At 61.4% G+C, this 26011-nt stretch carries 23 protein-coding genes; 15 read left to right on the plus strand and 8 right to left on the minus strand.

Features of this window, described 5'->3' with window-relative positions:
• Positions 1-164: 164 nt before the first annotated feature.
• Positions 165-1154: a tRNA dihydrouridine synthase DusB gene (dusB, locus tag LJY25_RS05240; RefSeq protein ID WP_227607186.1), complete on the minus strand. Its 990-nt coding sequence runs from the start codon at positions 1152-1154 to the stop codon at positions 165-167.
• Positions 1155-1335: 181 nt separating this feature from the next.
• Between dusB and LJY25_RS05245 the strand changes: the two genes are divergently transcribed.
• The 4 genes from LJY25_RS05245 (at position 1336) to LJY25_RS05260 (ending at position 5689) form a co-directional block, all read left to right on the plus strand.
• A complete protein-coding gene (locus LJY25_RS05245; RefSeq protein ID WP_227607187.1) occupies positions 1336-2385 on the plus strand; it encodes a CPBP family intramembrane glutamic endopeptidase in 1050 nt (349 codons plus the stop codon).
• Between the two features lie 14 nt (positions 2386-2399).
• Positions 2400-3374, plus strand: a complete 975-nt coding sequence (locus LJY25_RS05250; protein ID WP_227607188.1) for a phosphatidate cytidylyltransferase — start codon at positions 2400-2402, stop codon at positions 3372-3374.
• A 217-nt stretch (positions 3375-3591) separates the two neighbouring features.
• Positions 3592-4878, plus strand: coding sequence for a Glu/Leu/Phe/Val family dehydrogenase (locus tag LJY25_RS05255; RefSeq protein ID WP_227607189.1), 1287 nt, complete (start codon positions 3592-3594; stop codon positions 4876-4878).
• Between the two features lie 148 nt (positions 4879-5026).
• Entirely contained in the window at positions 5027-5689 is a 663-nt protein-coding gene (locus tag LJY25_RS05260; RefSeq protein WP_227607190.1) for a phosphatidylserine decarboxylase family protein, read from the plus strand.
• Positions 5690-5820: 131 nt separating this feature from the next.
• Here LJY25_RS05260 and LJY25_RS05265 read toward each other — a convergent pair whose 3' ends face one another.
• The 4 genes from LJY25_RS05265 to ribD all read right to left on the minus strand — a co-directional run bounded on the left by LJY25_RS05265 (position 5821) and on the right by ribD (position 9484).
• The gene (locus LJY25_RS05265; protein WP_227607191.1) at positions 5821-6996 is read right to left on the minus strand and encodes a glutathionylspermidine synthase family protein; all 1176 of its coding nucleotides are present in this window, start codon (positions 6994-6996) and stop codon (positions 5821-5823) included.
• A gap of 141 nt (positions 6997-7137) precedes the next feature.
• Positions 7138-7800 (minus strand): hypothetical protein, encoded by a 663-nt coding sequence (locus LJY25_RS05270; protein ID WP_227607192.1) that lies wholly within the window; start codon positions 7798-7800, stop codon positions 7138-7140.
• An 85-nt stretch (positions 7801-7885) separates the two neighbouring features.
• Positions 7886-8368 (minus strand): GAF domain-containing protein, encoded by a 483-nt coding sequence (locus tag LJY25_RS05275; protein ID WP_227607193.1) that lies wholly within the window; start codon positions 8366-8368, stop codon positions 7886-7888.
• A 72-nt stretch (positions 8369-8440) separates the two neighbouring features.
• Positions 8441-9484, minus strand: a complete 1044-nt coding sequence (gene ribD / locus LJY25_RS05280; RefSeq protein ID WP_227607194.1) for a bifunctional diaminohydroxyphosphoribosylaminopyrimidine deaminase/5-amino-6-(5-phosphoribosylamino)uracil reductase RibD — start codon at positions 9482-9484, stop codon at positions 8441-8443.
• A 98-nt stretch (positions 9485-9582) separates the two neighbouring features.
• Between ribD and prmC the strand changes: the two genes are divergently transcribed.
• From prmC to LJY25_RS05325, 9 genes are all read left to right on the plus strand, one after another.
• Entirely contained in the window at positions 9583-10443 is an 861-nt protein-coding gene (gene prmC, locus LJY25_RS05285; protein ID WP_227607195.1) for a peptide chain release factor N(5)-glutamine methyltransferase, read from the plus strand.
• Positions 10444-10525: 82 nt separating this feature from the next.
• Positions 10526-11131, plus strand: coding sequence for an acyltransferase (locus LJY25_RS05290; RefSeq protein ID WP_227607196.1), 606 nt, complete (start codon positions 10526-10528; stop codon positions 11129-11131).
• A 50-nt stretch (positions 11132-11181) separates the two neighbouring features.
• Positions 11182-12477: a nucleotide sugar dehydrogenase gene (locus LJY25_RS05295; RefSeq protein WP_227607197.1), complete on the plus strand. Its 1296-nt coding sequence runs from the start codon at positions 11182-11184 to the stop codon at positions 12475-12477.
• A 94-nt stretch (positions 12478-12571) separates the two neighbouring features.
• Positions 12572-13591 (plus strand): UDP-glucose 4-epimerase GalE, encoded by a 1020-nt coding sequence (gene galE, locus LJY25_RS05300; protein ID WP_227607198.1) that lies wholly within the window; start codon positions 12572-12574, stop codon positions 13589-13591.
• Between the two features lie 96 nt (positions 13592-13687).
• On the plus strand, positions 13688-14743 hold the full coding sequence (rfbB, locus tag LJY25_RS05305; RefSeq protein ID WP_227607199.1) for a dTDP-glucose 4,6-dehydratase: 1056 nt from the start codon (positions 13688-13690) through the stop codon (positions 14741-14743).
• Between the two features lie 107 nt (positions 14744-14850).
• Positions 14851-15858: an SDR family oxidoreductase gene (locus LJY25_RS05310; protein WP_227607200.1), complete on the plus strand. Its 1008-nt coding sequence runs from the start codon at positions 14851-14853 to the stop codon at positions 15856-15858.
• Positions 15859-15891: 33 nt separating this feature from the next.
• Positions 15892-16242 carry a four helix bundle protein gene (locus tag LJY25_RS05315; protein WP_227607201.1) on the plus strand — a complete coding sequence of 117 codons (351 nt, stop codon included), beginning with the start codon at positions 15892-15894 and terminating at the stop codon, positions 16240-16242.
• 55 nt (positions 16243-16297) lie between these two features.
• A complete protein-coding gene (gene rfbA, locus LJY25_RS05320; RefSeq protein WP_227607202.1) occupies positions 16298-17182 on the plus strand; it encodes a glucose-1-phosphate thymidylyltransferase RfbA in 885 nt (294 codons plus the stop codon).
• Positions 17183-17205: 23 nt separating this feature from the next.
• Complete coding sequence (locus tag LJY25_RS05325; protein WP_227607203.1) at positions 17206-17877, plus strand: hypothetical protein; 672 nt, start codon at positions 17206-17208, stop codon at positions 17875-17877.
• Between the two features lie 16 nt (positions 17878-17893).
• Here LJY25_RS05325 and chrA read toward each other — a convergent pair whose 3' ends face one another.
• Both chrA and LJY25_RS05335 read right to left on the minus strand, forming a co-directional pair.
• Positions 17894-19138, minus strand: coding sequence for a chromate efflux transporter (gene chrA / locus LJY25_RS05330; RefSeq protein WP_394799951.1), 1245 nt, complete (start codon positions 19136-19138; stop codon positions 17894-17896).
• Positions 19139-19331: 193 nt separating this feature from the next.
• Positions 19332-20318 carry an isopenicillin N synthase family dioxygenase gene (locus LJY25_RS05335; protein WP_227607204.1) on the minus strand — a complete coding sequence of 329 codons (987 nt, stop codon included), beginning with the start codon at positions 20316-20318 and terminating at the stop codon, positions 19332-19334.
• 136 nt (positions 20319-20454) lie between these two features.
• Here LJY25_RS05335 and LJY25_RS05340 point away from each other — a divergent pair, with 136 nt between their 5' ends.
• Complete coding sequence (locus LJY25_RS05340) at positions 20455-21282, plus strand: hypothetical protein (protein ID WP_227607205.1); 828 nt, start codon at positions 20455-20457, stop codon at positions 21280-21282.
• Between the two features lie 74 nt (positions 21283-21356).
• On the opposite strand, the gene LJY25_RS05345 is transcribed toward LJY25_RS05340, so the two are convergent.
• Positions 21357-23393: a hypothetical protein gene (locus LJY25_RS05345; protein ID WP_227607206.1), complete on the minus strand. Its 2037-nt coding sequence runs from the start codon at positions 23391-23393 to the stop codon at positions 21357-21359.
• 465 nt (positions 23394-23858) lie between these two features.
• Here LJY25_RS05345 and LJY25_RS05350 point away from each other — a divergent pair, with 465 nt between their 5' ends.
• Positions 23859-25904 (plus strand): OmpA family protein, encoded by a 2046-nt coding sequence (locus LJY25_RS05350; RefSeq protein WP_227607207.1) that lies wholly within the window; start codon positions 23859-23861, stop codon positions 25902-25904.
• The last annotated feature ends 107 nt before the right edge of the window (positions 25905-26011 follow it).

Below are 26011 nucleotides of genomic sequence, written 5' to 3' on the forward strand. Positions count from 1 at the left end.
AGTAGATAAAACAATGTCATCCTGAGCCTGCCAAGGACCTTGTCACATCAGAACAATTTGTCGTTGCTACGATTGATGTTCACTAGTGCTGAGGTCCTTCGCAAGCTCAGGATGACAACGGCAAAAAAGCTTGCAGCTTGAGGCTTGTTGCTTACAGCTAAAAATCACCCCACCATCATCGGCTCGGCAGCGGCAATTTCTTCCAGAATCGACAAAACCTCTTCTACGGAGTCGGTTTCGACGAGGCGCATGCGCCACTGCTTGGCGCCTTCGAGGCCGCGGAAGTACTGGGCGTAGTGCCGGCGCATCTCAAAGATGCCCACGCGCGGGCCTTTCCACTCGATGCTTTTCTCGAAGTGCATCCGGCACATGGCTACGCGCTCCTCCACCGTGGGCGGGGCCAGCAGCTCGCCGGTCGCTACGAAGTGCTTTACTTCCCGGAAAATCCAGGGGTAGCCGATGCTGGCGCGCCCGATCATGACGCCATCCACCCCGTAGCGGTTCTTGTACTCCACCGCCTTTTGAGGCGAGTCGATGTCGCCGTTGCCGAAGATGGGAATCCGGATGCGCGGGTTTTCCTTGATTTTGGCAATCAGGCGCCAGTCGGCGTCGCCCTTGTACATCTGGACCCGGGTGCGGCCGTGCACGGTCAGGGCCTCGATTCCTACATCCTGCAGCCGCTCGGCCACTTCTTCCACGTTCAGCGTGCTGTCGTCCCAACCCAGGCGGGTTTTTACCGTCACGGGCAGGTGGGTCGCTTTTACCACGGCGGAGGTCATGTCCACCATCTTCGGAATGTCGCGCAGCAAGGCCGCGCCAGCGCCCCGGCAGGCCACCTGCTTAACCGGGCAGCCGTAGTTGATGTCGATCAGGTCAGGGCCGGCCAGGGTGCTGATGCGGGCGCACTCGCCCATCGTCTCCACGTCGGAGCCGAACAGCTGAATGCCGATGGGCCGCTCGTAGTCGAACACGTCGAGCTTCTTGCGGCTTTTGGCGGCATCGCGGATCAGGCCTTCCGAGGAGATGAACTCGGTGTACATCAGGTCGGCGCCGTTGGCTTTGCACACGGCCCGGAAGGGCGGGTCGGACACGTCCTCCATCGGGGCCAGCAGCAGCGGAAAATCGGGCAGGGCAAGGTCGCGGATATAAACCACGGGACAGGGATTAAAGGAATTTACGCAAATTTACGCTTTCTGGGGTCTTGGATGCTAAGGACTTGGGGCCCTGGATTTGGTTTAAGCGAAAAGCGCGGCCTGCTGACCATCGGCTCTGAAAAATCCAGGAACCCAAAATCCAAGCCCCCGGGACCCTAAGTTCCCAAGACCCCACGCATCAATGAAAGGTTTCGTCTCCGACCGTTTGCATCCGATTCTGAGTTTGTTGCTGCTGGGTGCCCTGCTGCTGGCGGGGCTGTGCGTGGCCTACTTTCTGGCCTTTGCGCTGGCCGGCATCTTGTTCGGCGTAAGCCTGACCGAGTTGCAGCGGGTGCTGCAGAACCCGGCCGGGCATGCCCAGGGCTGGTCGGTACTGATGCTGTTGCAGGGGCTCACGGCGTTTGTGGGCCTGGGCGGCGGAGTGCTGGCGTTTGTGCTGGTGCAGGGCCGGAGCCTGAAATCCTACTTCGCGCCCCGGCCGGTGGCGGCGCGTTGGCTGCTGGCCGCCGCGGTGCTGGTGCTGGTGAGCCTACCGTTGCTGTCGTGGGTGATTGAGTGGAATGCCAACGTGCACCTGCCCGGCTTTCTGAGCGACTGGGAAGCCCAGGCCCGGGCCAAGGAAGCGCAGCTGCAGGGCATGATCAAGCTGCTCACCGACTTTGGCACGGTTCCGCACTTCCTGGTGGCGGTGCTCGTCATTGCCGGGGGCGCGGCGGTGGGCGAGGAGCTGGTATTCCGGGGCGTCGTGCAGCGCCTGCTCGGGCAGTGGTTTAAATCGGCCCACGCGGGCATCTGGCTGTCGGCCCTGATTTTCAGCGCCATTCACCTGCAGTTCCTGGGCTTTGTACCCCGCCTGCTGCTCGGCGCCTTGTTTGGCTACCTCTACGAGTGGAGCGGCAGTATCCTAGTGCCGATGGCGGCGCACTTCACCCACAACGCTTTTCAGCTGGTGCTGCTGTACCTGCAGCAGCGCGGCGTGTTCTCCTCGTTCGACCCCGATGCCAACGAAGCCATGCCCTGGCCCCTGGTGTTGCTGTCGGTAGTGCTGACCGGAACCCTGCTGCTGGCGCTGCGCCGCTGGCTGACGGCCACTGCCGAGCCTACCGAGATGCACACGCTCAGCCGCAGCGGGGTAGCCGTGGCCGCGGCCGGTGCACCCATCCCGCAGGTTAGCCGTACGCTGGGCAGCAAAGGCGTAGCCTCGCCGCTGGATTCTCCCCCGAACGCCTAGATTGCCTTTCCATCTTGCCCTCTTCCCTCTTGCCCGACTTTCCCGCCCCAACTGCCCCGGCCGGCAAGCCTGCCGGTCCCAGCAACCTGCAGCAGCGCATTCTCTATGGCGTGCTCGGTGCCATTCTGCTGCTGGGCAGCGTGTGGTTTAGCCCCTGGTCGTTCGGGCTGTTCTTTGCCGCGGTGCAGGTTATCATGCTGTGGGAGTTCTACCGGATGATGCAGAAAGCGGGGTACCGTCCGGCGGCGGTGCTGGGCGGAGCAATCAGCCTGGTTCTGTTTGGCTGTATCCATTTCCTGAATGGCGTTTATCACTACAGCCACACCCCCCGGATAGACGGGACAATCTATCCTCTCGGCGAAGCAGGCAAATGGTTTGAGGCGGTCGGAACCGTTCAGAATGTCGTCTTGGGCCTGGGCCTGCTGCTGCCGGTACTGCTGATTCTGCGGGAGATGTACGCCTGGCCCCGTGAGGACAAGGAGTTTTCTCCGTTCTCCAACATCGGTGTGGCCCTGCTGGGGCTGCTGTACGTCAGCCTGCCGATGAGTCTGCTGAACGTGGTAGCGTTCAGCGGGGACGGCACGTACGACTACCGGCGCGTCTTTGCCTTGCTGTTTATGGTCTGGTGCTCGGATATCGGGGCCTATGCGGCCGGCAAAACCTTTGGCCGGCACAAGCTGGCACCCAAAATCTCCCCCGGCAAAACCTGGGAAGGCGCCGTAGGTGGCTTTCTGCTCACGCTGGCTATGGGCTGGGTTCTGGGCTACCTGCTGCCCGAGCTGTCGCTCACGTACCGCCTCGTGGCAGCCGGCGCCGTGGCCTTGTTTGGCCCGCTCGGCGACCTGGCCGAGTCCATGCTCAAGCGCAGCGTCGACGTGAAGGACTCCGGCACCATTATGCCCGGGCATGGGGGCCTGCTCGACCGGTTCGATGCCTTTCTGTTTATCCTGCCCGTGCTGGCTTTGCTTCAGCTGCTGGCCGGAAAGTAAGGCCGCCGGCTGGGGCTGACGGCCAGCATGGACATTTTCACTGGCCCAGCAGCCCATTCAAAACACATTAGCGCATTAAAAACACCGCCAACTGCGTAGCCTTCCCGTACGATAGAATCCTGCTACCTTTGGCCTCTCATTCCCCACGCGCTGCCCCGGTTCCCACCTTGTGGGCAGTTGTCGTGTTTTTTAACCCACCCTCAACCTTATATCCCGCATGGCTGCCACCACGGTATACAAAGAGCCGGCCCCGATCGTGGACCGCGAAAACCCGCTCGAATCAATGATGTCGCGTTTTAACATCGCGGCTGAGATTCTGGGCTTGGATGATGCAACGTACAATGTGCTGAAAGCACCCGACAAGCAGGTTATCGTCAACATTCCGGTGACGATGGACAATGGCAGCGTGCGGGTGTTCGAGGGCTACCGCGTGGTGCACAACACCATCCTGGGCCCCTCGAAAGGCGGTATCCGCTACGACATGAACGTGCACCTTGATGAGGTGAAGGCCCTGGCGGCCTGGATGACCTGGAAGTGCGCCGTGGTTGATATTCCCTACGGCGGCGCCAAGGGCGGCATCATCTGCGACCCGACCACCATGAGCCCCGGCGAGCTGGAGCGCCTGACCCGCGGCTACACCCTGGCGTTGAAAGACGTATTCGGTCCCGACCGCGACATTCCGGCTCCCGACATGGGCACCGGCCCCCGCGAAATGGCCTGGCTGATGGACGAGTTTTCCAAGACGGTGGGCGCCACGTCGCCGGCCGTGGTAACGGGTAAGCCCCTGGTTATGGGCGGCTCCCTGGGCCGGACCGAAGCTACCGGCCGCGGTGTAATGGTATCGGCTCTGGCGGCCATGAGCAAGCTGGGCATGCACCCCGAAGCTTCTTCGGCCGCCGTGCAGGGCTTTGGCAACGTGGGCTCCTGGGCTGCCAAGCTGCTCTTTGACAAAGGCGTGAAAATCAAGGCGGTGTCCGACATCAGCGGCGCCTACTGGAACGAGGAAGGTATCAACATCGACGAAGCCATTGCCTACAAGAACGCCCACAAGGGCCGCCTCGAAGGCTACACCGGCGCCAGCAGCATGGACCCCAACGAGCTGCTGACCTGCAACGTGGACGTACTGGTGCCGGCCGCCGTGGAAGACGTGATTACCGAGCACAACGCCGAGCGGATTCAGGCCAAGCTGATTGTGGAAGGTGCCAACGGCCCCACGTCAGCTTCCGCTGACGACATCATCAACCGCAAGGGCATCATGGTAGTGCCCGACATCCTGGCCAACTCGGGTGGGGTAACGGTTTCCTACTTTGAGTGGGTGCAGAACCGCCTGGGCTACAAGTGGAGCGAGGATATGGTGATTGAGCGCGCTGAGCGCATCATGACCGACGCCTTCGAGAAAGTGTACGCCACCAGCCAGAAATACAACGTTCCGATGCGTATCGCGGCCTACGTGGTTGCCATCGACAAAGTAGCGCAGACGTATAAATTCCGCGGCGGTTTCTAAGCTGGTCGCGGCCGGGAGCAACATGCTGCTGCTTCCTTTGTTCTGATTTACGGCCCATCTGAGCTCAGCGGCTTGGGTGGGCCGTTTGTCGGGAACCGGCGGGCCTCTGCGGCGCCGCCGGGCCTGTCTTCACAGTTGCCATTACCCCATGAAAGTTCACAAAGAAGGACGACGTATTCTGTTTTTCACGATGCTGGCACTGCTGGCCATCAACCTGTTGCTGTTCAAGTTCAACGCCGGAGCGGAGACATTCAACTGGATTTTCGTGGGGGCCTCAGTGGTGGCTTTTCTGCTGCTGCTGCAGTTTTTCCGGAGCCCGTTCCGCAACCTGCTCACCCACGAGGATCTGCTCATCGCGCCCGCCGACGGCAAGGTGGTGGTCATTGAGGACGTGCACGAACCCGAGTACTTCGACGACGTGCGCAAGCAGATCAGCATCTTCATGTCGCCCATCAACGTGCACATCACCCGCAACCCGATTTCGGGCATCGTGCGCTATTTCAAGTACCACCCCGGCAACTACCTGGTAGCCTGGCACCCCAAGAGCAGCACCAAAAACGAGCGGACCACCGTGGTGGTGCAGTCGGATGCCGGCCCTATGGTTTTGTTCCGGCAGATTGCCGGCGCCATGGCCCGCCGCATCGTGTGGTACGTGAATGAGGGCGACGAAGTAAGCCAGGGCGAGGAGTTCGGCTTCATCAAGTTCGGCTCCCGCGTCGACCTGTTCGTGCCCGTGGATACGGAGGTCAAGGTACAGATTGGCGAAAAGGTGAAAGGCGGCGAAACCGTTATTGCCCAGCTGAAAATCTGATTTAATTAGTTGTCAGTTGTTAGTTGTCCGTTTTCAGAACGATCCTAACAACGGACAACTAATAACTCGAAACCCGGGCCGGATGCTGCAGAAGCATCCGGCCCGGGTTTCGGCTTTTCAAAGGAATACGACTACACCAGCTTATGCGGTACGAACTCAGAAAGGTTGGTGATAACGCCCTTTTCGCGGCGGAAGCCCAGCGCGCAGGCTTCGCCGGCCCAGAATACCCCGGCCTGGTACAGCCGGCCCTGGGCATCGGCGGGTAGTGCGGCCCAGCGCTGAAATACCTGGGGCTGCTGCCCGTAGTCGCCCGCGGCTTCGGCCCGTACCCGTCCCTGGTCCAATTCGGCTATGTTCTGCCCTTCCCGGCCAAACATCGGCTTGCGCACCTGATGGCCGCCGATGTCCTGCCCCGCCGTTTCGAGCAGCAGCGGGTGGTGCGGGTACACCTGCCAGAGCCAGGCCAGCAGACCTTTGCTTTGGAACAGCAGCGTGTAGGCGGGATTGGCAATTATAACGTCGCGGCTGAGCAGCAGCTGGACCAGATCGGCCGTCAGCTCGGGCTCTTCGACAGCCAGGATTTCCCAGGGCACCAGCTTGAACACGAAGCTGTAGCGCCGCCACTCGTCGGGGCCAAACTGGGCCCACACCCCGCGCTCCTCACCTACGACCGATACCTGCATGGCGTCGACCGGGCAGACGTGCACGTCGGTGAAGCCCGCAGCGCGGGCAGCTTCGGCCAGCACGGCGCAGTTGGCTTCGTCCTCGGCGCTGCCGGGCAGGTGTACCAGCAGCAGACTAGGGTTTAAATCGTCGTTGAGGCCGAGCCACTCGTGCAGCTGGGCTTCCAGGCCTTCGAAAAGCCCGTTGGCCTGCCTGGTCTCGTCGGCCTGCCCGGCGGCTACCAGGCTGGCCCACTGCACCACGGCGGTTTCGGGCAGGCTGGTGGCTGTGTCGGCGTTGAACTCAATCAGCTTGATGCCGTCGACGGTGGAGGCCAGGTCGAAGCGGCCGTAGAGGTGCCAGTGGCGGTCATCGTTCCAGGAGTGGCGCACCGCGGACCACAGCGCGGCCGGAATAGCCAGCAGGCGCAGCAGGTCGTCGGGAATCGGGTCCGGAATCGACTCTACGACCATGTTGTAGAGGGTGTCGGCTGCTTCCAGCAGGTCCTCCGCTTCTTCTTCGGGTAGGGCTACCGCTTCGCGGGCCACGTAGTTTTCACAGGCGTCTTCCACCACCCAGTCCCAGCCCAAAGCGCGCACGGCCGGGGTGACGTTGCCAGCAAGAGGAATCAGGTTAATGGGCATTGGTTTTTCGTTGTTGGTTACTGGATTCCGGGAGCTGGTGCTGGATTAAGGCGTTGTAAAGGGGATGGCAGGAGGTAATATGTCAAACCCCATTGCTGATGGCCAGCCAAAAACAAAAAACCAATCACCAAAAACCAGCCATCATCCCCCGAACCCACCGCTGCGGCTGCCGAACCCGGAGCTGCGGCCCATGGTAGGGGCGCTGCTGCGGATGGTGCGCGAAACGGAGGAACTGGGGCGGATGCCCGCGGAGGGGGAGGTCCGGCTGCCGGCAAAGCCCCGGCCAAAGAAGCCCCGCCCTTGGTCCCGCTCCCGGGCCACGTTGGCGCGCCAGCCCTGGTTGCGCTGCAACAGGCCCGGGTTGGCGTACGCGCCGGGGTTGGGCGTGAGAAAGCGCCCGGCCATGTAGCCGATGCCACCCCACATCAGGATATCCATCATACCCGTGCCACCCTGCCGGTTTTCGGGGTTCACACGGCTGTATTCCTGCATCTGCTTTTGCAAGGCCTGCCCCTGCAGCGTATCCACTTTGCCATCGAAGTGGTGCAGCACGGCGGCGACCTGCTCTTTGCCGGCGGGCCGCTCAGCGGTAATTTTCCATTGCCCGGGCTGTACCTCCGTCATTTCGGTGATAACGCCCTCGCTGTAGGTCTCGCCGCTCCACTGCCCGGCAGTCTGGTCGCGGCTGGATTCACCGCTGTCGGAGGAGCAGGCAGGCAGCACGCCCAGACCCAGGCTGGCAGCCGCGGCGAGCAGCAGGACGTTGCGCCGCCAGTCGCCCAGGGTATAAAAGTTCTTTTTCATAACGTTCAGTTGGGAGAGAAATGAGAACAGCAAGGTAGCACCCGACCCGCGAAACTTCACGCGTAGCCAGGATCCGAAGCTGGTATTAAAACCAGCGGGCCATCAGCCGGGCCAGCTCTTCGAGGTAGTGCTGGTCGTGCTGATCGAAGTCGTTGAGCTGGTCACTGTCCACGTCGAGCACCATCACCACCCGGCCATCCTGGAGTACCGGCACCACGATTTCCGATTTGGAATCAGAGCTGCAGGCAATATGACCGGGAAACTGCTCCACGTCGGGCACCAGAATCGTTTGAGCCTGCTGCCAACTGCTGCCGCAGACGCCCTTGCCCAGCCGGATGCGGGTGCAGGCAATAGGTCCCTGGAACGGTCCCAGCACCAGCTCCTCGTCTTTTACGAGGTAGGTCCCCACCCAAAAAAAGTTGAACGCCTGCTTGAGCGCGCCCATGGTGTTGGCCAGGTTGGCAACGAGGTCCGGCTCCCCGGTGGTCAGGGCCTCGATCTGAGGCAGAAGCTGCCGGTATTTTTCGGCCTTGGTAAGCGTGGTATCGAGAATGAGTTCTTCAGCCATGTTGGAAAAGGAAATGCCCGCGGGCAGGGAAAGTAACAAGGACTAAACAGCGCCGGCGGCGCCTGGTTCCAATCAGGCCGGCGTACGGTTCAAGTAGACAAACAGCTCGTCGGGGCCCAGGGTCAGGTGCTCGTGCAGGTTGAGCAAGCCCAGCCGGGGGCCGGGGACGCCGGCTTCGAGCAGCTTGGGGCTGCGCAGGATGCGGGCCTCGTCCCAGAGTCCGGCCCGGACGAGGGAGTTGAGCACCGTGGGGCCGCCCTCTACCAGCACCGACTGCACCTGCCGCTGCTGCAAATCGTCGAGCAGCTGCGGAAACAGGTCATCATTTTCGGAAAGCTGCACAAACTCCAGGCTGCCCCGGGCCGGGCGCGACCGGTACGTGTACACCAGCGTAGGATGCTGCCCGTCGAACAGGTGGTGGGATGGCGGCAGGCTCAGGTTTTTGTCGATAACTAGGCGCAGGGGGCTGGGCCCCGGCCACTCCCGGGCGTCGAGGCGAGGATTGTCGTGCAGCGCGGTGCGGGTTCCCACCAGAATGGCCTGCTCCTCGGCCCGCCACTTATGCACGGCCACTTTGGCCAGCTCTCCGCTGATGGGCACGGGCTGGAAGTACGGGCCGACCAGAAAGCCGTCGGCCGTTTCGGCCCATTTCAGCACGATATACGGGCGCTTTTTTTCCTGAAAGGTGAAAAACCGCCGGTTCAGCCACCTTCCCTCGGCTTCGAGCAGGCCGGTTTGTACCTGTATGCCCGCCGCCCGCAGCTTTTCGATGCCCCGGCCGGCTACCAGCGGGTTAGGGTCGAGGTTGCAGACCACCACGTCGCGCACGCCTTGCTCGATGAGCAGGTCGGCGCAGGGCGGGGTTTTGCCGTGGTGGGAGCAGGGCTCCAGCGTCACGTACACCCGGCTGGCGGGCAGCAGGTCTGGGTCTGCCACCGCGGCCAGGGCGTTTACTTCGGCGTGGGGCCCGCCGTATTGCCGGTGCCAGCCTTCCCCGATGATGCGGCCCTGGTGGGCTACCACGCAGCCGACCAACGGGTTGGGGCGGGCGTAGCCCGTGCCCAGGCGGGCCAGGTCCAGGGCGCGGCGCATCATCAGCGCATCCAGGTGGGTCATTGCGGGTACGGGCGTAGCTTTGCGGGCTCAATGTACGCACGGAAACCGGTGCGCGATGCCGGTCGGGCCGGTTCCGAATGCCGCTTACCGTTCCTCCTATGCTTACCATCTGCCAGCTCACCGCCTCCCTGACTGCCGACCTCACGGATGTGTATCCGGCTGCGGAAGCCGGAGCCATTGCCGACCTGGTGGTAGAGCACCTGCTGAACCTGAGTCCGATGCAGCGCCGTCTGCGGGGTGGGGAAGAGGCAGCCGAAGCAGCTCTGGCACCGTTGCCGGCACTGCGGGAGCGGCTGCTGGGCCACGAGCCGGTGCAGTACGTGCTGGGCAAGGCCTGGTTTGCGGATATGGAGCTGGAGGTAACGCCCGCGACCCTGATTCCCCGGCCCGAAACCGAAGAGCTGGTGCAGCTCATCTCCCGGGAGCACCGTGGCCGTCCCGGCCTTACGCTGCTCGATGTGGGCACCGGCAGCGGCTGCATTGCCCTGGCGCTCTGCCGGGCCCTAACGCCCCGCCGGGCACTGGCCCTCGACGTTTCCGGCGGCGCCTTGGAAGTGGCCCGCCGCAATGCCGGCCGCTATAGCTGTCCGGTTGAGTTTGTGCAGGCCGATATTCTCGGTGACAATCTGCCAGAGCTAAGCCATTCCCTGGATGTACTGGTCAGCAACCCACCGTACGTGCGGGAAAGTGAGCGAAGCCAGATGCGGGCCAACGTGCTCGACTACGAGCCGGCCACAGCCCTGTTTGTGCCCGACGCCGACCCGCTGCTGTTCTACCGCCGCATTGCCGAGTTGGGCCGGCAGTGGCTCCGTCCCGGCGGGGCATTATACTTCGAAATAAACGAAGCCTACGCGGCGGCAATGGTCGGGCTGGTAGAGGGCCTGGGCTATGGGCAGGTAAGGGCCCGGGCAGATATTTTCGGCAAAGACCGTATGCTGAGCGCCATAGCGGAAGGGTAGGCAAACACGGCCGTACCCTCAAACCCAAAAAGCCCTACCTTTGCCGGCTACTTAACGGCTGCCCTTTCCAACTTTCGCTGTAGTGCCAAACGACACCCCTGCTTACTTCGCGCATCCTACCGCCGTCCTCGACGCGGGCTGCCGCATTGGAGCCGGCACGAAAATCTGGCACTTTGCCCACCTGATGCCCGGCTGTGAGCTGGGTGAAAATTGCAGCATCGGACAGAACGTTATGGTGGCCGACGGCGTTCGGCTGGGCCGCAATGTGAAGGTGCAGAACAACGTGAGCCTCTACACCGGCGTAGAGTGCGCCGATGATGTTTTTCTCGGCCCCTCCGTCGTGTTTACCAACGTGCGCAACCCCCGCAGCGCCGTACCCCGCCGCGACCAGTACCAGCCCACCGTGCTGGAGCAGGGCGTGAGCGTGGGGGCCAACACCACCATCGTATGCGGCGTCCGGCTGGGACAATATGCGTTTGTCGGGGCCGGTTCGGTAGTCACCCGCGACGTAGCGCCGTATGCCCTGGTGTACGGCAACCCCGCCCGGCAGCACGGCTGGATGAGTGCGTATGGTCACCGGCTGCACTTTGACGCGGCCGGCCGGGCCACCTGCCCCGAAAGCGGCGAAGCATACCAGCTAACTGACGGGCTGGTTGCCAGTACCAGTCCCCCGGTAGCCGCTGGCTGACCGGATTTTAATTTAAGACCCCAAGTCCCCAAGACCCAAAGACCCCAATCGTGTACGAGCAATTACTTCAGAAAAAGGCCAAGCTGGCCGTTATCGGCCTCGGGTACGTGGGCCTGCCTATTGCCCTTGAGTTTGCCCGCAAGCTCAGCGTTATCGGCTTCGATATCAACGCCTCCCGCGTGGCGCTGATGCAGCAGAACATCGACCCCAGCGGGGAGCTGGAAGCTAAGGACTTCGAGGGCTGCGACATTCAGTTCACCGACTCGCTGGAAGTGCTGCGCGAGGCGACGTTCTTTATCGTAGCCGTGCCCACGCCCATCGACGAGCACGCCATGCCCGACCTGAAGCCCCTGCTGGGTGCCTCGGGCTCGGTGGGCAAGGTGCTCAAGAAAGGCGACTATGTGGTGTTTGAAAGCACCGTGTACCCCGGCTGCACCGAGGAAGACTGCATCCCGGTCATGGAAAAGCTGTCGGGCCTCAAGTTTCCCGAAGACTTTAAAGTGGGCTACTCGCCCGAACGCATCAACCCCGGCGACAAAGAGCACACCCTGACCAGCATCGTGAAGGTGGTCAGCGGCTGCGACGAGGAGTCGCTGGACATCATTGCCAGACTCTACGAGCTGGTGGTGAAGGCCGGCGTGCACCGCGCCAGCAGCATCAAGGTAGCCGAGGCCGCCAAGATTATCGAAAACACCCAGCGCGACGTCAACATCGCCCTGATGAACGAGCTTTCGATGATTTTCGACCGCATGAGCATCAACACCTACGAGGTGCTGGAAGCTGCCGGCACCAAGTGGAATTTCCTGAAGTTTTCTCCCGGCCTGGTGGGCGGGCACTGCATCGGCGTGGACCCCTACTACCTGACCTACAAGGCCAAGGAGCTGGGCTACGACGCCAAGGTGATTCTGAGCGGCCGCACCACCAACGACAACATGGGTGCCTACATCGCCCGCAAGGCGGTGCAGATGATGATCAAGCAGGGCAAGGACGTGGCCAAGAGCCGCGTACTGGTGATGGGCGCTACCTTCAAGGAAAACGTGGAAGACATCCGCAACTCCAAGGTGGCCGACGTGATTCAGGAGCTGCGCAACTTCTCCGTGAACGTCGACATCGTGGACCCCCACGCCGACTCCGACGAGCTGCACCACGAGTATGGCTTCCGCCTGATTCCGGCCGCGGAAATCCGCAAGGACTACGACGCCGTCATCGTGGCCGTCAGCCACAAGCCCTACACCGAGATGGACGAGAGCTACTTCAAGTCCATCACCTCCCCCAACGCCGTGCTGGTCGACATCAAGGGTCTGTTCCGCGGCAAAATCAACGACCTGCAGTACTGGAGCCTGTAGTTTCGTTGTCAGTTGCTCGTTGTCAGTGGTCAGATTGTTCTGGCTTGCTGACTTCCGAACACTGACAACGGACAACCAACAACGCACAACTACAATGAACAGAACGAAAATACTGGTTACGGGTGGCGCGGGCTACATTGGGTCGCATGCAGTGGTGGAGCTCTACGAGGCCGGCTATCAGCCGATTATCGTTGATAACTTCGTCAACTCCCAGGAGTCGGCCCTGAACGGTATCCGGACCATTCTGGGCACCGATATTCCCTGCTATAAAATCGACTGCGCCAACGAAGCTGCCGTACGGGGCGTGCTGGAGCAGGAGAAAGACATCAAGGGTATCATTCACTTCGCTGCCTACAAGGCCGTGGGTGAATCGGTGGCCGAGCCGCTGAAGTACTACCAGAACAACCTGGGCTCCCTGCTCGTGCTGCTGGCCCTGATGCCCGAGTTCGGCATCCAGAGCATCGTGTTTTCGTCGTCGTGCACTGTGTACGGCGTGCCCGACCAGCTGCCCGTAACCGAGCAGACGCCCACCAAGCCCGCCACCTCGCCGTACGGCAACACCAAGAAGATCTGCGAGGACATCCTCAACGACGTCACGGCCGCCGGCAAGGGCCAGCTGCGCACCATCCTGCTGCGCTACTTCAACCCCATCGGGGCCCACGCCTCGGGCCTGATTGGGGAGCTGCCCCTGGGCGTGCCCAACAACCTGATTCCGTTCGTGACCCAGACGGCGGCCGGCATCCGGGAGAAGCTGACCATCTTTGGCGACACCTACGACACGCCCGACGGCACCAACATCCGCGACTACATCCATGTGGTAGATCTGGCCAAGGCCCACGTGGTAGCCGTGGAGCGCCTGCTCGCCGGCGGCCATGCCGACGTAGAGGTGTTCAACGTGGGCACCGGCCGCGGCAACAGCGTGCTGGAAGTGGTGAATGCCTTTGAAAAGGCCACCGGGCAAAAGCTCAACTACGTAATCGGCCCGCCCCGGGCCGGCGACGTGCCCGCCATCTACGCCGACGTCACCAAGGCCACGCAGGAGCTGGGCTTCCAGACTACTACATCCCTCGAAGACTCCCTGGCCAGCGCCTGGAAATGGCAGCAAACCCTATAAAGCTAGTAGCTGATGGCTTTTGGCTGTCGGCTCTTTCCCTTAAGTGCATTGAACCACAGCTACTAGCCATCCGCTAGCAGCTAACAGCTCAAAAAAATGAAAATCATCATCACCGGCGGGGCCGGCTTCATTGGGTCGCACGTGGTGCGCCTGTTCGTGACCAAGTATCCGGAGTATCAGATCCTGAACCTGGATGCGCTGACCTACGCCGGCAACCTGGAAAACCTGCGGGACATCGAGTCGGCGCCCAACTACCGCCTGGTGAAGGGCGACATCACCGACCAGTCGTTTGTGGATCAGCTGTTTGCCAACGAGGAGCCCGACGCCGTGATTCACCTCGCCGCCGAAAGCCACGTGGACCGCTCCATCACCGACCCGCTGGCTTTCGTGAAAACCAACGTGCTGGGCACGGTGAACCTGCTGCAGGCCGCCAAAAACCTGTGGAAGCCCCTGGGCTACGAGGGCAAAACCTTCTACCACGTCAGCACCGACGAGGTGTACGGCTCCCTGGATTTCGGCCCGGAGATGTTCACGGAGGAAACTTCTTACGACCCCCGCTCGCCCTACTCGGCCTCAAAAGCGGCGTCGGACCACTTTGTGCGGGCCTGGCACCACACCTACGGCCTGCCCATCAAGCTCAGCAACTGCTCGAACAACTACGGTCCGAACCACTTCCCCGAGAAGCTGATTCCGCTGGCTATTCACCGCATTCAGAACGGGCAGCCGGTGCCGGTGTACGGCAAGGGCGAGAACGTGCGCGACTGGCTGTTCGTGAAAGACCATGCCACCGCCATCGACGCGGTGTTCCACAAGGGCAAGCTGGGCGAGACCTACAACATCGGGGGCGTGAACGAGTGGGCCAACCTTGAGCTGATTCACCTGCTCTGCGACATTCTGGACGAGAAAACCGGCAAGCCCCAGGGCACGTCCCGTAAGCTTATCACCTTCGTGAAGGACCGCGCCGGGCACGACCTGCGCTACGCCATCGACTCCAGCAAGATCATGAATGAGCTGGGCTGGAAACCGTCCGTGACGTTCGAGCAGGGCCTGTCACAGACCGTGGACTGGTACCTGCAGAACACCGAGTGGCTGGAGCACGTGACCAGCGGCCAGTACCAGAGCTACTACCAGCAGCAGTACGCGCAGCGCTAAGGCGTAATTAATAATTGAGAATTAAGAATTAGTAATTGAGGTACAGCTGCTTGCGTAACAAAAGAAGCTATTCTTAATTACTAATTCTTAATTACTAATTCCCAACCATGTACGAAACCCCTTTCCACGACCAGCCGCTCGACAACCTGACTTTCCTGGTGACGGGCGGAGCCGGCTTTATTGGCTCGAACCTGGTTGAATACCTCCTGAAGTACGGCGCCAAAAAGGTGCGGGTGCTCGATAACTTCTCCAACGGCTTCCGCAAGAACGTTCGTCTGTTTGAAGGCAACCCGGCCCTGGAAGTTGTGGAAGGCGACATCCGGGACCGGCAGACCTGCGTGGATGCCTGCGTGGGCGTGGACGTGGTGCTGCACCAGGCGGCGCTGGGCTCGGTGCCCCGCTCCATCAACGACCCCATCACCAGCAACGACGTCAACGTCGGGGGCTTCGTGAATATGCTCGTGGGCGCCAAGGAAGCCAAGGTGAAGCGCTTTGTGTACGCGGCCTCTTCCTCGACCTACGGCGACCATAAGGCCCTGCCCAAGGTAGAGGACCGGATCGGCAAGCCTCTGTCGCCCTACGCCGTCACCAAGTACGCCAACGAGCTGTACGCCGACGTGTTTGGCAAGACGTACGGCATGGAAATCATCGGGCTGCGGTACTTCAACATCTTTGGCCCCCGCCAGGACCCCAACGGCGCCTACGCGGCCGTGATTCCGCTGTTTATCGATGCTGTGCTGCAGGGCAAGCCCCCGCGCATGAACGGCGACGGCGGGCAGACCCGGGACTTCACCTTCGTGGAAAACTGCGTGCAGGCCAATATCAAAGCCGGCCTGACGACCAATCCGGAAGCGGTAAACCAGGTGTACAACATCGCCGTGGCCGACCGCACCTCGCTCAACGACCTGTTCAACATCCTGAAGGAAGAGGCCGGCTCCGATGTGGAGCCCGAGTACGGCCCTGACCGCGCCGGCGACATCCGCGACTCCCTGGCCGACATCAGCAAGGCCCGCACCCTGCTTGGCTACGACCCCCAGATCCGCATTCAGGAAGGCCTGCAGAAGACGCTGGAGTGGTTCCGCACCAACCAGGAGTTTATCAGTATCAGGAATTAGGTAGTTGGAAGTAAGACAAGCCTCAGGATTCAGATGCATGACTACCGGAAACTACGGGTATGGCATGATGCTGTTGAACTAGCGGTAGAAGTCTACCAGCTTACCAGGTCCTTGCCTGCGGAAGAGAAGTTTAATCTTGTCAGCCAGATGAACCGGGCGGCTGTTTCAGTCGGTTCGAACATCGGAGAGGGAGCAGGAAGAGCCACCAATGGGGAGTTTATTCAGTTTCTTGGGTTTGCGAGCGGCTCCTGCTCCGAGTTGATTACGCAGGCAGTAATTGCTGAGCGGTTAGATTTTGGAACAATGGAATTGCGCACTGCGGTAACCCAACGAGCAACTTCCGTCCAGAAAATGATTTTCACCTTCATCAAAACCTTACGGTAGTGTCATCGGAACCGCAAATTTCCCAAGTCCTACTACCACATACCTACTACCAAAAATGAAAGGCATCATTCTCGCCGGCGGTTCCGGTACCCGTTTGCATCCCCTCACCCTGGCCGTCAGCAAGCAGCTGATGCCGGTGTACGACAAGCCGATGATTTACTATCCGCTGTCGATTCTGATGATGGCGGGCATCCGGGAAATCCTGATCATCACCACGCCTCACGACCAGGACCAGTTCCGCAAGCTGCTGGGCGACGGTAAGAATCTGGGCTGCAACTTCCAGTACACGGTGCAGGAAGTGCCCAACGGCCTGGCCCAGGCCTTCGTGCTGGGTGCCGACTTTATCGGCGACGACAAGGTGGCCCTGGTGCTGGGCGACAACATCTTCCACGGCGAAGGCATGGAAGAGCTGCTCAAAGCCAACAACAACCCCGACGGCGGCGTGGTGTACGCCTACCACGTGCACGACCCGGAGCGCTACGGCGTGGTGGAGTTTGATGCCAATAAGCAGGCCCTCAGCATCGAGGAAAAGCCGAAGCAGCCCAAAAGCAACTACGCCGTGCCGGGCCTGTACTTCTACGACAACGACGTCATCCAGATTGCCCGCGACCTGAAGCCCAGCCCCCGCGGCGAGTACGAAATCACCGACGTGAACCAGGAGTACCTGCGCCGGGGCAAGCTCAAGGTGGGTATCCTGGGCCGGGGCACCGCCTGGCTCGACACCGGCACGTTCGAGAGCCTGATGCAGGCGTCCGAGTTCGTGCGCGTCATCGAGCAGCGGCAGGGCCTCAAGGTGGGTTCCATCGAGGAAGTAGCGTACCGGCAGGGCTTTATCACCGCCGCCGAACTGCGCCGCATTGCCGAGCCCCTGCGCAAAAGCGGCTACGGCGACTACCTCATGCACCTGCCTGACCAGCTCGTGCTGGGCAACCAGCAGTAGGCTTATCGTCTGATTTATCGGTTATGAACAAGATCGTGTTCCGGCTGGCGCTGCTGGCCGGCGTGTATAGCTATGCGCTCCTTCCGGCAGCAGGCCAGTCAGTTTCCCATCCCGACTCGGTGCGTGCCGCTGCTCCGGCTGGACACTACAAGGCAGTGTTCATATTTAACGGGGGCAAGCGGGTACCGGCCTATATCCTGGGGCTGGAGCAGTGCTACGTCGACCGGATCGAATGCTACGAGCGGCGGCCCGACGAGGTGCCGGCCCCGCAGCTCAAGGCCCTGAGCGTAGAGCGGCTGGAAGGCATGGAGTCGGAGGGGCATACCTACGAAAGCCTGCGGCTGAACGGCAAGCCCATCGGCGTACTGGCCGAAAACCGGATGGCTACCGGCCCCATGCAGCTGTTTGGCTACATTAAGACCAAAAGCAACATGCCGATTCCCATTCCCCTGCCCGGGGCGGTGGTCATGATTCCGACCGGCACCCACGACAAGTACTTCTGGTACGTACGGCTGGCCACCGGCAAGCTCCAGGAAGTAGAGCGGGGCGACGCAGCTTTTGCCCGGCAGATGGCCACCTTGTGCGCCGCTGCACCCCAGCTTAGTGAGCAGATCGGCAAGCAGGCGAAAGGGTTCGGCTTCGAAAACGTGGAAGCGCTGGTCCGGCAGTACAACGAAACCGTGGCCGGAAAGTAGCCGTCAGGTTGCTGTTCTAAAACAAGATGCCTGCCAGCAGTCCGGCCAATACGATGGTATAGGACGGAAACTTGTTCCAGAGCAACAGCAGGAACGTGACGGCGACTACGCCCAGGTTGATAGGAGTATCGGGCAGGGGGTGGTAGAGCAGAAAAGTGGCGGCGCACACCAGCCCGGCCGATACGGCGTTGATGCCTTCCAGGGAGGCCTTCACTACCCGGTACTGCTTGAGCTGGTCCCAGAACCGGATCAGAAAGAAGATAAGCAGGGTGCCGGGCATGAAGATGCCCAGCGCCGCTACCAAGGCTCCCAGCACCTGTCCGCCTACGCCGCTGCCTTCGCCCCGCATGGCCAGGGCCCCGATGTAGGAAGCAAACGAAAAGTTGGGCCCCGGCAGGGCCTGAACCAGCCCCAGCCCCGACAAAAACTCCTGGGGCGTGAGGTAGCGCTTAAATTCCACGAACTCGGCGAAGAACAGCGGAGCCAGCACCTGGCCGCCCCCAAATACGAGGCTGCCGTTGCGGTAGAAGTTCTCAAACAGGCGTACCGGCAGCCAGCGGGTATAGTGGCCCAGGATAGCGGCGGCAATCAGTACGCCCAGCCAAAGAACGAAGTTGGCCCACTCAATCTGCAGGGGCTTTTTCTCGTGCAGCACGGGCATCTTGCGGTAGCGGAACGTTGTTACCAGCCCGCCGGCCAGCAGCAGCAGCGGCAGCAGCCAGGGCAGCTGAAACCGGTACGCCAGCATCGACGAGGCCACCATCAGCGCCACCGAGGTCTTGGTCTGAATCACCTTTTCCGCAATCCGAAAGGCCGAAAACGCCACGAACCCGACGGCCATGGGCTCCACGTACTGCACGAAGCGGGCCACCTGCTCTTTGTCGAGGTAGCTCACGGTAAGGCCTGCCAGCGTCATAAACGTGACGGCCGGCAGCATCCAGACCACTACGGTCAGATACGCCAGGTTCGGGCCGCCGAGTCGGAAGCCAATGGCGGTGATGGTTTGCGTGGACGTAGGACCGGGCAGAATCTGGCACAGCGCCGTAAGCTCCAGCAGCTCGTGCGACGTCAGGTAGCGGCGCTTGTCCACGAGCAGGCGCAGCATCATGGCCAGGTGGGCCTGGGGGCCGCCAAAGGCCGTCAGGGCCAGCGCGGCCACGTCTTTCAGGAAGATGATGTTGCGGACACGCTTGGTGCGCTGCCCACCGCGCCGGGGTGGGGGCGTCAGCTTTACCTCCTGCGTTTCCAAAACCGTTTCCACTACCTATGCCGCGCTAAGATTACTACACAAGAAAAGGCTTCGGCCCCAGAAAGCCAAATGGCTCCGGCCGCTGTTACGCCGCCGAAGCCATTCTGAGGGTGTTATAACAAAGGTAGTTGCAGGTGTCCGACGGTACGTAAGGGTCCGCCAAAGTAGGTGGGAGTAGGAGCCAGCACCAGCAACCGGGCCGTGCTTACATCGTCGATTTCTTCTTCAGGCCCAGCTCAATCAGACGCTCGTTCAGGAATTCACCGGCAGTGATGTCGGCTTCCTTCTTGGGATTTTCGGGCGTCACGCAGCTTTCCAGCGCAGCCAGGCTCATTTCGGAGCGCGGGTGCATAAAGAACGGAATGCTGAAGCGCGACGAGTTCATCTTCTCGCGGGGTGGGTTTACCACCCGGTGAATCGTGCTTTTCAGCACGCCGTTGGTCAGGCGCTGCAGCATGTCGCCCACGTTCACCACGATCTGGTCGGGCAGGGCCGTGATGGGAATCCACTTGCCGTCGCGGCGCTTTACCTGCAGGCCGTCGGCGGAGGCACCCATCAGCAGGGTAATCAGGTTGATGTCGCCGTGCTCGGCGGCCCGAACAGCATCAGCCGGCACCTCTTCCGGGTTTTCGATCGGGTAGTAGTGGATGGGGCGCAGGATGCTGTTGCCGTTGCGAACCTTGTCGTCAAAATAATTTTCCGGCAGGTTCAGGTACAGGGCAATGGCCCGGAGCACGTCCTTACCGGCCGCTTCGAGCGTCTTGTAGGTGCGCAGCGCCGTGTCCTGGAACGTGGGTACTTCAGCCGGCCAGATGTTGTCCGGGTACTCGCTTTTGATGGGGTCGTTGGCGTCGTCGACCTCCTGGCCCACGTGGTAGAACTCCTTCAAGTCGCCGGTGTTGCGGCCCTTGGCGTGTTCTTTTCCTTTGCTAATATAGCCGCGCTGACCGGCCAGAGCGGGATTTTCATACTTCTGCTTTACCTCGTCGGGCAGGCTGAACAGCGCCTTCACGTCGGTGTACAGTTTCTGCGTCTGCTCTTCGTTGAGGCCGTGGTTGCGCAGGGCAATGAAGCCGATGTTCTGGTAGGCTTCGCCGAGTTGCTGAACGAAGCGCTGCTTGCGCTCCGGGTCGCCGCTGCGGAAGTCGGCGAGGTCGAGAGATGGAATTTCTTCCAACAATGTTGAGTCCATAGTGGGAAATCAATATACTTTTGAGCAAACCTTACGTATTGCGCAAGGTACTTAAAAAAATACATGCCCCCCCAGCGTGGGTCGGGTGTCGGATAAACGATTCGGCAGTCTTTTTCACTTCATCCCTTCTTCTCCCATGAAAGCATCTGCTTTACTTCTGAGCAGCGCCCTGCTGCTCGGCCTCGGGGCCTGCGACACGGCCAAACAGACCACCGATACGGGCGCTCAGGCTACGGCCGAAACAGTGGCTTCGCCCAGCGCGGCGCCGATGGAAAGCAACGGCATCCGCCTTACGCCGTTCACCGACTCGCCCAAAATGCCCGAGTCCCAGCTCATCATGAGGTCGCCCAGCAGCGGTTCCACCGTTCCCAGCGGAGCCGTGTCGTTCAACTACGATATCACCAACTTCCAGCTCTCGAAGATGACCGGCGGCATGCGGGCCGGCGAAATGGCTAACTCAGCCCAGGGGCAGCATATCCATAACATCGTGGACAACGAGCCCTACACGGCGCACTACACCACGTCCTTCACCAAGCCCGTCGCCGACGGCCAGCACGTGGTGCTGTCCTTTCTGTCGCGCTCCTACCACGAGAGCCTCAAGCACCGCGGCGCCTACGACCTGCGCGTCATCACCGTGGGCAACGCTGCCCCCAGCGGTCCGGCTCCCGACCTGAAGGCTCCGCACCTGTTCTACAGCCGCCCGAAGGATACGTACTCCGGTGCGGATGCCCGCAAGGTGATGCTGGACTTTTACCTCGTGAACACCACGCTCTCGCCCGACGGCAACAAGGTGCGGGCGACCATTAACGGCACCGAGTTCATGATTGACCAGTGGGCTCCCTTCATGATGGAAGGCCTGCCCATGGGCCAGAACACGGTGAAGCTGGAGCTGGTTGATCCGAACGGCACCCTGATTCCCGGCCCGTTCAACTCCGTGACGCGCACGTTCACGCTGCAGCCCTAACCGCGCTCCTTCCTGCCGGTTTCGTTTTGGCGCCCGTTTCTCCTTCGGAGAGGCGGGCGCCTTTTCGTTTTTTCTCAGCGGAAATACAGCGGGCCGCTTACCCGCCACGTGAGGGCCACTTCAAAATAGGGGTAGAGGTTGCTGGTGACCTGAGCCAGCTCCTCGGCCGTGTAGCTGGAGCCGGCGTAGGCCCCCTGGCCGGTTTGGTAGCGGTAACGGGTGCTAAGCTGCTGCAGCCATAAGCTACTGCGCAGGCTGAACCCGCCCCGGCTTTGCCGCTCGAAGGCTATTTCCGGGCCGTGCTGCCGGGTCAGGGTGTGCAGAAAGATGAGCCGGGTGGTGCTGCCCCCCCCGTCGCTGGGCAGCAGCGACGCCCGGCCCTGGTTGCGCTGCTCCAGAAACCGGTAGCCTAGGCGGATGCTGCTTTGCCCGCGAAGCCCCGCCCAGCCCTGCTTGAGGCTGGCGGAAAGGTCGTGGGTGATGGTCGTGTCCAGGGGGCTTTCCTTGAACTCGCTCCAGTTGAGCAACCCGATGCGGTTTTCGCGGCGCACGTAGTCGACCGAGGCCAGCAGGCGGGGCGTGCACTGAAAGGCCAGGTTTTGCTGCTGCTCCAGTACCCGGCTGGCCCGGTTTTTTACTTGTTCGCTGAGCCGGTCGCGCACCTGGTAGCTTACCCACAGGTGATAGGTGGAGCGGATGCTGAGCCGTCCCGGTGCCCAGGTAAAGCCCGGCTCCCAGTGCAGCACCCGGTCGGTGTAGTTCTCGGCGCTCTGCGAGGCCTTGATAAACACGAACTGCCGGTACTCCGAGCCAACCGCCAGGGTCGTGCGGAAGCCTCCGCTCCAGCGGGAGGTGAGGGTAAGTCGGCCCAGGTGCTGGGCTTCGTCCCGGTCCTGCTCGTTGTCCTTGCTTGGCGTATCCACCCGCAGCAGCTGGGCGGTACCCAGTAAGCTCAGAGAATGGCGCGGCGAAGGCAGCCAGGTCAGTTCGGCCTGCCAGTAGGTGGTTTGCTCCTTGATGTCCTTTACGGCTTCCCGCTCGGCCGCCGCGCGCAGTCTACTAGCAGTAAGCAGGCGGTTGTTGTCGAGAAAGTAGGCCCGGTTCCGCTCCCGGTAATTGAATATGGTTACGAACTGCACTTTGGCGCTGCCAATCCGAACCTCCTGGCGGGTATCAATTTCCCGCTGATTATACCCCAGGTTCTGAACCGTATCCGCGGTTTCGCTTAGCTGCCGGTAGCGGAAGTCACGACTGGGCAACGCCAGGGAGTTATCGGAGCGGAAATACGCCAGCTCGCCCAGCCGGTACGCCCAGGTCAGCTGAGCAGCCACGGTGTCGCTCTGAATGCGCTGTACGTTGCCGGGCACGTAGTCCTCGGCCCGGTTGGTGCGGTAGCCCAGACGCAGCGCTCCGGTCGTGAACGTGTCGAAGGCGCGCTCGTAAAAGCTTTCGGCCACAGCCCGCTGCCATACCCGGGGCCCCAGCTGCGACCGGGTTGCAAACAGGCGTATGGCCAGGGGCTGACTGGTATGCGGACCAGGGTATAGCAGCGTGCTCAGGTCAAACCCGTAGGTGGGGCCGGTGTCCTGCCGGCCGTTGCGGGCATCGTGGGCGACGCCGCCAAAGACGAGGTAGCGGGCCGCCGACAGCGTATCGGTGAGGTTACGGGGGCGCAGGCGGTGCTGGTAGCTGAGACGGGCCAGCCAGGCGCCCGTGCGGGTCGCGTTGGCCCGGCTCTGATCGTAGTGCAAAAGCTGCCCGGCCTGCCAGCCCCGCCCCAGCGCGGCGGTGTGCAGCACGTTGGCGCGGTAGTCTTCGCGCACGAAGGGCTGCTCCCCGCGGGTATCGTAGAGCAGATCGTTGAGCAGCTGGTAGTTGACGGCCTGCCGGCGGCCAAGGGCGGTGCGCCCTACCAGGCTGGTTTGCTGGGCAAAGGTGCTGACCCCGACCCGCCGGGTATACAGGGAAAGCAGCAGCAGGGAGTCGGTCGCAGTGGCCCGGGCACTGCCATCCACGGCCTGCGCGATGCCCGGCCGGGCTGCCAGCAGAGCGGCTAGCAGCAGCAGCGGGCCAACTGAGCAAGCAAGAAGATGGCGGGTGGCGCGACGCATCGCAGAAAAGACTCGGAGTACCCTGTAAGGTAGCTATTTGGGGCGCGGGCTGCAAGTTTCGGGCGTTGGGTCCGGTTTGCAGGCAGGTTTTGGCGCAGCGGCTTAACCCCCTTCCGGCTGAGTGCAGGCTCCGGGTTGGGGCGTTAGATTTGCACCAAGCGGAATTTTAGCGGCGGAATTGAAGTTGCCAAAGCAATTTCCGGCCGGACCGGCTCGTTTTTTAAAAGGCGGAAATTGGATAATAGTAGGGACTTCTTTCAAAAAGGCGCTTCCCGGCCCGTGGTCACATGTTTGTGTGGTTTTTTTGGGTTCGAAACCAATGCAACTTCGTTTCCTCATTTGTATCTTTTGCCGCCTTCTTAGGCGGAACCGTAACCCGGGTGCAGTTCAACTCGTCTTGTAGAGCGGCTCAACGCGGGATATAAGCTTCGGAGCTGCCGAAGAACTCCGTTCAGGTACCAGACTATGATCATACGCAAACTTGCACTTTCCCTGGCTCTGTTTGCCGGCACTACGGGCTGGGCCTCCGCTCAGAAAGCCATCTGGGCTGCCAAAGTAGTTGAGGTTTCCTCGCAGAAAGCCGAGGGCAAAGAGCCGTTCTCGCCCGACAAGGTGCTGGGCGAGCCCAATGCCCTGCCGCTGGGTCAGATCAGCAACGACGCCTGGATTCCCAAAAAGGAAGGCAGCAAGGAGTTTATTGAAGTTAAATTCGGCAAGTCGCTGGTGGCCCGGCAGGTGACCGTGGTTGAGAACTTCAACCCGGGCTCCATCACCAAGATCGAGCTGGTCGACACCCGCAACACCCGGCACCAGGTGTACGAGAACAAGGCGCCGGGCCCCATTCCGGAAACCTTCCGGACGCTGAGCGTCAGCTTCGCGCCCGGTAAGTTCCGCACGGTCGGGGTAGTCGTCACGATGAACACGGCCAAAGTGGAGGGAGTAAACCAGATCGACGCCATCGGTATTGCCGACGTGGCCGAGACGATGGTGAAAAAAGAATTTGTGGCGGCCAAGCCGGAAGGAGTGGCCTTCGACTCGGCCATGGTAAACCTGGGGCCGGCCGTGAACTCGAAGTACGTGGATACCCACCCGGTTATTGCCCCCGACGGCCGCACGCTGTTTTTTGCGCGGCAGAGCACCCCGCAGAACGTGGGCGGGGCCAAAGACGCGCAGGACGTGTGGTTTAGTACCCTGACCAGCGCTGAAAAGAAAACCTTCAGCGCCGCCAAAAACATTGGCGGGCCCATCAACACGCCGGGCCCCAACGGGCTGGCTTCGGTATCGTCGGATGGCAAGACGGCCATTCTGATCAACGTGTACAAGCCCGACGGCTCGATTGACCCCAAAGGGGCCAGCATCTCCCGCCGCACCGCTTCGGGCTGGAGCATGCCGGTAAAGATCGAAATCGAGGACTTCTACAACAACGACCCTGAAAACGTCGACTATGCCCTTTCGACCTCGGGCAAGGTGCTGCTGATGGCCGTGGACCGCAACGACAGCAAAGGCGAGCAGGACCTGTACGTGAGCTTTCGGAACGCCGATGGCAAAACCTGGGGCCGCCCGCGCAACCTGGGCGGCACAGTAAATACCAAGAAGGCGGAATTTGCCCCTTTCCTGGCTGCCGACGGCAAAACCCTGTATTTCGCTACCGAGGGGCACGGCGGGTACGGCAAGAGCGACATCTTCTACTCCAAGCGCCTCGACGACACCTGGACCAACTGGACCAAGCCCCGCAACCTCGGCGCCAGCATCAACTCCACCGACTTCGATGGCTACTTCACGCTTTCGGCCTCGGGGGAGGATGCCTACCTGGTGTCGGCCCGCAATGGTATTGAGGGCTCCCGCGACATTTTCCGCATTGCGCTTACGCCGCAGTTTAAGCCGGAGATTGTAACGCTGGTGCGGGGGCGGGTTCTGGACGCGGCCACCAAAAAGCCGGTAGCCGCTACCATCCGGTACGAGAACCTGCTGACGGGCGAAGAACTTGGCGTGGCCGAGTCGAACCCGACGGATGGCTCCTACACCATCGTGCTGCCCACCGGCGTGCACTATGGCTACCGCGCCGAAGCAAAGGACTACCTGGCGGAAAGTGACAACCTCGACGTAACGGACCGTACCAAATACTCCGAAGTAGAGCAGGACCTGTACCTGGTGCCGTTTGCCGTGGGTCAGACCATCAAGCTGAACAACATCTTCTTTACCCAGAGCAAGTACAACCTGCGCGAAAACTCCTATCCGGAGCTGCAGCGTCTGATCCGGACCCTGAAGGAGTACCCGGCAGTGGAAATCAAGCTGGAGGGCCACACCGATAACCAGGGCGACCCGTCCCTGAACCTGAAGCTCAGCCTCGACCGCGTAAACGAAGTGAAGCGCTACCTCGTGCAGAAGGGTATTGCCAGCAACCGGATTACCACCGAAGGCTTCGGCGACACCAAGCCCATTGCCAGCAACGAGCAGGAAGAAACCCGCAAGCTCAACCGCCGCGTGGAGTTCCGGATTACGAAGAAGTAAGCTGCTCCCAAAGCATCAACCCCAAGCAAAAGCCCCGGCGTACAGTACGCCGGGGCTTTTGCTTGGGGTTGGTAGGTGGCCAGACAAGTCAAAGCAGGAACCCATCG

Origin of the sequence: Hymenobacter translucens, from assembly GCF_020685205.1 — a bacterium.
Classification (GTDB): Bacteria; Bacteroidota; Bacteroidia; order Cytophagales; family Hymenobacteraceae; genus Hymenobacter; species Hymenobacter translucens.